The 6,328-nt window shown below is 28.1% G+C and carries 5 protein-coding genes; 3 read left to right on the forward strand and 2 right to left on the reverse strand.

Annotation, left to right across the window (positions count from 1 at the left end; translation table 11 throughout):
• Position 1 precedes the first annotated feature (1 nt).
• Entirely contained in the window at positions 2-1,222 is a 1,221-nt protein-coding gene (gene larC / locus ON24_RS07015) for a nickel pincer cofactor biosynthesis protein LarC (protein WP_040682436.1), read from the reverse strand.
• Between the two features lie 213 nt (positions 1,223-1,435).
• On the opposite strand from larC, the gene ON24_RS07020 reads away from it, so the two are divergent.
• Both ON24_RS07020 and cobS read left to right on the forward strand, forming a co-directional pair.
• Positions 1,436-2,590: a phosphatidylglycerophosphatase A gene (locus tag ON24_RS07020; RefSeq protein ID WP_050553587.1), complete on the forward strand. Its 1,155-nt coding sequence runs from the start codon at positions 1,436-1,438 to the stop codon at positions 2,588-2,590.
• Between the two features lie 1,048 nt (positions 2,591-3,638).
• On the forward strand, positions 3,639-4,505 hold the full coding sequence (gene cobS, locus ON24_RS07025; RefSeq protein ID WP_040682437.1) for an adenosylcobinamide-GDP ribazoletransferase: 867 nt from the start codon (positions 3,639-3,641) through the stop codon (positions 4,503-4,505).
• A gap of 198 nt (positions 4,506-4,703) precedes the next feature.
• On the opposite strand, the gene ON24_RS07030 is transcribed toward cobS, so the two are convergent.
• Positions 4,704-5,327: a DUF2112 family protein gene (locus tag ON24_RS07030; RefSeq protein ID WP_040682438.1), complete on the reverse strand. Its 624-nt coding sequence runs from the start codon at positions 5,325-5,327 to the stop codon at positions 4,704-4,706.
• Positions 5,328-5,548: 221 nt separating this feature from the next.
• Between ON24_RS07030 and ON24_RS07035 the strand changes: the two genes are divergently transcribed.
• Positions 5,549-6,094 (forward strand): tRNA (cytidine(56)-2'-O)-methyltransferase, encoded by a 546-nt coding sequence (locus ON24_RS07035; protein ID WP_040682439.1) that lies wholly within the window; start codon positions 5,549-5,551, stop codon positions 6,092-6,094.
• The last annotated feature ends 234 nt before the right edge of the window (positions 6,095-6,328 follow it).

The following is a 6,328-nucleotide window of genomic DNA, read 5'->3' on the forward strand; positions in this document are numbered from 1 at the left end:
TTTAATTGTTGTTTTTTAAATATTCTCTAACTTTTATATTGGCTATTTCACGTACTTCTGTTAAACTTAAACCAGTTTCTTTGGCTATTTTTTTAGTGTCTTCAAATTCTGCTCTTTTTGAAATTATTCTGCCATTATGGTATCCGATTTTAAAGTTAATCTTATATTCCTTATTATTGATTTCAACAGGTATCTTTATGAATTTTCTTGAGGCTGTGCCTCTATGTGTTTTAGGAGATATTCTTATTCCTAAAGTTCCAGTCTCTTCAAATAATACATTAAGTAGGTTTTCTATTTGTTCGTCCTTGCATATTACCTGGATAAGTTGGCCTGGTCTGTTTTTCTTCATGAATATTGGAATCATTATGACGTCTCTTGCACCTGCATCTAATAATCTGTCATATAGATATCCAAGTTCCTCGCCACTTAAATGATCCACATTCGTCTCAAGTACATTTATTTCTGATTTTTTCTTGGTATCCTCGGTTTTTATGATTCTTAAGACATTAGGATGTTTGAAGTCTTTAGAACCTGCCCCATATCCTATGGATTCGGCTTTTATATTTGGAATAAAATCAAGATATTCGTCACATAAGACCCTGTAAAGAGCGCATCCTGTTGGTGTTGCAAGTTCAGAGTCAACAGGCCCCCCCATAAATTTAATGCCCTTTAAGATCTCACAGGTTGCAGGTGCGGGAATACTTACAATTCCATGTGCAGTATTTGCCCTTCCACCACCTACGGATATTGGAAGACCTATGATCTTCTCTTTATTTAATCCTAACAGGTAAAAGCCATAAACGGTTCCAATAACATCACACACAGCATCTGCGGCACCCACTTCATGAAAATGAATCTCATCAAGTGATTTTCCATGAACCTTACTTTCTGCCAAAGCAATTACTTTAAAAACTTCTTTTGATTTGGTTATTACCTCCTCAGGTAAAACATCATTTAATTTATCAATCTTTTCAATCAATCCTTTATAAGGGGTTCCATGGTTATGGGGGTGTTTTGAATCTAAGGTTTTTACACTGCAGAATGTAGAATCAATTCCTGATTTGTTAATTTTGGAGATAGTGGTTTCCACTCCTCCAAAATCCTTAGATGCCATTTCAGTTATTTCCTTAATTTTGTTCTTGTCTGCTCCTAAATCTACTAATGCACCAATAAGCATGTTTCCAGAAATACCTGAACCTTGCGGGTCTATTATAATCGTCATATTATCCCTTTTTTATTAATTAATAATCCTATTAAATTGGTTTTATTAATTGTCCTTTTTGAAATTACAAATATATTTATATGGTTATATATAATAAATTCTTACTAATTTTTTAATAAATCTCAATGATTGATATTTAAATATAATAAATATTTAAATAAACTATATTATAATAATTTAATTAATTAGTTATTTTTATAATTGGTGTGGATTATGAAATTAGATAAGAAAAACAAAATTCAAGATAATATTCAATTGTATCATGACAAAAACGGATTAAACATTTATAATCCCGATTTTTTCTTAACTTTCAGTGATTTTAATATAAGTGATGGAATAGATATAATTGAAAATATTCTCATTCTTAAAAATGATGTAATAAGTCTTAAAAATACTGATAAAGTTTTTGAAAGTATTGAGAAATTCATGGCTTCAAACAATATAGAAGGTAGTTATATCTTCCATAATTTTGACAATATTGAATATTTTGTAAATACCTATGGTGATATCTCAGTTGTTACAGTGGTTAATAATGACGTTGAGATTGGGGATTTTTACGGTAACCTTAAGGTGGCAAATTCTAAAAAGGGTTTTATGGATGCTAAAATAGATTTTGGTCAAATTGTAATTATAAATAAAGCATTATCTCCAAAACTTCTAATTAAATTACATACTGTGGCTGTAAAGGAAAGAGTCAGGTTTTTTGATTCTCTAAATCTTCCATTGCATATTGACAATATTGTCGGAACTGACGACTTTCTTGTACTTGCATCAAATATGCCGAAAAACGATTTAGATGATGATGAAAAACAATTTGGTGTGGATATCACTCAGATGACCTATGATGATTTTGAGATAGATTTGGACGAACTTCTTGAAAGGGTTCAGGATGCTGTTTCTATTGCACTTGAGGATGCATTTAAAAAGGTAGGTCTAAGTTTCGGTATTTTGGATTATTTTGTTGCTGAAGGTATTCAAATATCTGATTTAACTGATGCTGCAATGGAATTAGTCGAAGGTGTTGATATAACTGATGAGCTTAGGGAAAAATTTGAGATACAACTATATAAATCCCTTGAAGATATTAATGTAATTGCACTTTTAATGGCTGCTATTAGGACCGAGTATGATTTTGAAAATAATCTTGTAAGGGAAGTGGATATATCCGATGATCCTGCATATCTTTATACCGATGAGGTTTTAGGTCTTTCTATTGCTAATCAGATAGCAGGCACTAAAGCAAGATTTAATTTTGTACGTTATGATCAAGCAAAACCTGGTATACTGTATGGTTTAGGTCCAATGTTAGATGACATTATTGGAGGACTAATAGCTGGTGTGATGAGTAAGATTTTTGAAGAATCTTAATTTATACTTTTCATTTTTAAAATCCAATAGATTTTAGTTTTATTTTTAAAATTGGGATATAATTAAATATTTTTAATCTTAAATTTTATTATAAATTATTTTTATAATAATTAGATACGCTTTTATTAATTATTGGTATTTGGACTATTTTGTGGTATTTATAGTTTATTTTAAAGCACAATTTCAACTGTAAATATAGATTTTTTATTTAAAAATATACTTGTGGTTTTATTCTAATTTAAACCCCTTTTTCAAGTGTAAAATTTATTTTCAGAGGGTTTAACTGTTTATTTTCAATTTTTCCATTATTTTTTAATCGATTTTTTCATATTTTCAAACTATATTTTTGTCTATTATTTTTAGATTTTTTTTATAAATATTTGTACTTTTAATTGAATTTTTATCTGTTTTGTATAGTTTCACTGATTCTGTGATTTTACTTATAAATTTCCTGATTATCTAATTTTTATAATGAATATTTGTTTTTTAAAAAATTCTTATTTTGTTCAATATTTGCTTAAATATTTCTTTTAAAAATCACATGTTTTTTAATTAAATTTATAAAAATGTTTACACTTGAAACTTATCTTTCAATATTGTTAATTAAATAGCTTCAACTTTGAAATTTTCTATTTTTAATTTGGTGGTTTCATTTAGTTTTTAACTGGGAGTTTCTGTTTTTAGTTTGGTGGTTTTCATTTAGTTTTTAACTGGGAGTTTCTGTTTTTAGTTTGGTGGTTTCATTTAGTTTTTAACTGGGAGTTTCTGTTTTTAGTTTGGTGGTTTTCATTTAGTTTTAACTGGGAGTTTCTGTTTTTAGTTTGGTGGTTTTCATTTAGTTTTTAACTGGGAGTTTCTGTTTTTAGTTTGGTGGTTTTCATTTAGTTTTTAACTGGGAGTTTCTATTTTTTAATTTAATATTCCAATTAATTTTAGTTTTAAAATTTTTTAAATTATCTAAATTTCATATTATTAAAATGTATTTTACATATTTATATTAATAATAAATTATTAAAATGAAATTGAATAAAAAATTAATTTTATCAAATTGGATTTTATTAAGAAAAAGTATTTGTGTGGTGTTATAATACCAGTTGAGGATAAACCTAATAATGAGGATTTAAGTAAAAACAAGGATGAATATTTTGACGATGAAAGGGAAAACAGTTCTTTTTTCCGTTCTTTGGCAGGTCTTGTAACATTTTCAACCATTATACCTTTGGGTGTATATACCTCAATAGAATCAGTTGTAAGTTTAACCTGGCTATGGCCATTACTTAATGCTTTTATAGGTCTTTTAGGTGTAATGATTGCATATTTCCTATTGTATTACATACATTTTTCAAGCCCTCTTATAGCCATTATTGTGTATGCATTCTTTTTAATTATCATGGGATATAATCATCTTGATGGTCTTTTGGATTTTGCAGATGGTGTAATGGTACATGGTGGTTATGATAAGAAGATTAGTGTGATGAGAGATCCGATTGTTGGTACTGGAGGTATTGCTACATTTGCTATAGTTTCTCTAATGACTGTTGCAGCGTTAATTAGTATCATTAATTATCAGGCTTTATGGGCAATACTTATTGGGGAGATGTCTGCTAAGATTGCTTTATGTACTGTTTGTGTAAGTTCTAAACCGTCAAACTCAGGTATCGGTAAATATTTTGTTGAGAATATGCCTATTCCAAATTATGTTGCATCCTTATTAATAGGATTTATTATAGGATACTATTTACTTGGATATATCGGTGTTTTCGGTGTAATCGGTGGAATGTTTGGTGGTGGAATAGTCTCCCTAATTGCAAAACGTAATTTTGGTGTTGCAACTGGTGATGTGTTAGGGGCATCTAATGAGATTGGAAGACTTTTCTCATTATTGTTCCTGGTAATTGGGTTAAGTTTATTTTAATCAATTTCCAGTTTTATTTTTAATTTCTTTTTTTAGCTCTTTTTATTTTATCAAGTATCTTTTCTTATTCAAATTCTTTTTAACTTGATTTTGTTTGGTATTTTTTATTATCTAAATTATTTTTTTAGTTTTTTGGTTTATTAGCTGTTGTTTTTCTATTCAAACTCTTTTTTTTAAGTTAATTTTATCAGATATTGCTTATTTATCGGAATTTTTTAGAATATTATTAAACTCCTCTAGATTGAATGAATTTCCTTTATTTTTAGATGGAATATACTTTTTAATATATGGTTTGTTGGTTTTGGATGTTTCTAAATCAGTTAGATAATCTAGAAAATTGTTGATTTCATAGATAATATTGATTATTTCCTCTCTGGAATTGGGATATTCAAGTTTTAGAAAAGGGATATTCTCTTTTCTAATCAGATGTTCCATTAAACGTCTTGTATTTACACATCCATTTCCACCAAATAGGATTAATTCATTTAATGTATTATACATATGATTGTTGCTATTTCCCCTTAACATTATAACTGCATCGGCCTCCTCAATGATAGGGCCATGTACAGACATTCTTCCAAGAACACCTGAGGGCAATTCTATTCCACTATATTTTATGCCTCTGGTAGGTTTTAAATCAGGCATATAATCTATGGATTTTTCAGAGCTTTTATTAAGGTCTCCTTTTTTAATTTCCTTGTTCTGTTTTTGAAAATCCTTCTCTTTTTGTATATCATTATAATGTGATAATAATTGGTGGTTAGATTTGTTTACCTGGTTTATTAATATCATTGCACTATCTGGTATAACTGCTACTTTCACATTATCACAATCATTAACATTTTAATCTATTTTTTTAAAGTTTAATTAAAAAACTTTAAACATTTGAAATAATATATATATTTAATTGTATATTAAATTAATAAACTGAAAATTTATAAGATTTTTATTAATTTTGCTTTAATTTAAATTAGGTTCTATTTTTAATAACGATAAATAAAATTTAGGATTTATTTAATTAACTTTATTCGAGATGTTTATTTATGAAAGTTCATGTTTTAAGATTAGATCATAGGATAGGTAGAGATACACGTATAACTACTCATGTTTGTTTAACGGCCCGTGCTTTCGGTGCTGATAAGGTTTGGTTAAGTGGTGAGGAAGACACCCACTTAATGGATACTGTCATGGATATTGTGGATCGCTGGGGTGGAAACTTCCATGTGGAATATGTTAAAAACTATTTAAGCCTTATTAAACATTGGCAAAGTGTAGGTGGAAGAATAGTTCACCTTACAATGTATGGGGAACAGGCAAACGAAATTATAGATGAAGTTAAAGAATGTGGCAGGGATATCCTAATTATTGTCGGAGGAAGTAAAGTACCTTCTAAAGTATATAAAAATGCTACATGGAATGTTTCTGTAACAAATCAGCCACATTCCGAAGTTGCTGCACTTGCAGTATTCCAACATCTTTTAATGGATGGAAAAGAATTCGATTTGGATTTTGAAGATCCTGTCTTTGAAATCGTTCCAACATTGCATGGTAAGAATGTTAATGTTCATGATGAGAATAAACACTATTAATATTCTCACTTATCTATTTTTTTAATTACTTTAAGTTTTATTTGGTATTCTAGTTTTTTTGCTTATTTTAAAAGTTATAAGCTAATTTTTTTTAATTATTATATCTGGTTTTTATTTTTTTCACTTGTTTTTAAAAATTTAGATTGTTTTTATTGGTGTTCTGATTTTTTCATGTTTTTTTTATCTATATGGAAGTTTTAAACTAGCTTTTTTTAATTATTATATTGGTATTAT

The organism is Methanobrevibacter boviskoreani JH1 (genome assembly GCF_000320505.1).
Classification (GTDB): Archaea; Methanobacteriota; Methanobacteria; order Methanobacteriales; family Methanobacteriaceae; genus Methanarmilla; species Methanarmilla boviskoreani.

What these genes read in the sequence shown, in the direction of transcription:
- larC (WP_040682436.1), bottom strand. Translation starts at nt 1,222, where the DNA reads ATGACGATTATAATAGACCCGCAAGGTTCAGGTATTTCTGGAAACATG.
- ON24_RS07020 (WP_050553587.1), top strand. Translation starts at nt 1,436, where the DNA reads ATGAAATTAGATAAGAAAAACAAAATTCAAGATAATATTCAATTGTAT.
- ON24_RS07035 (WP_040682439.1), top strand. Translation starts at nt 5,549, where the DNA reads ATGAAAGTTCATGTTTTAAGATTAGATCATAGGATAGGTAGAGATACA.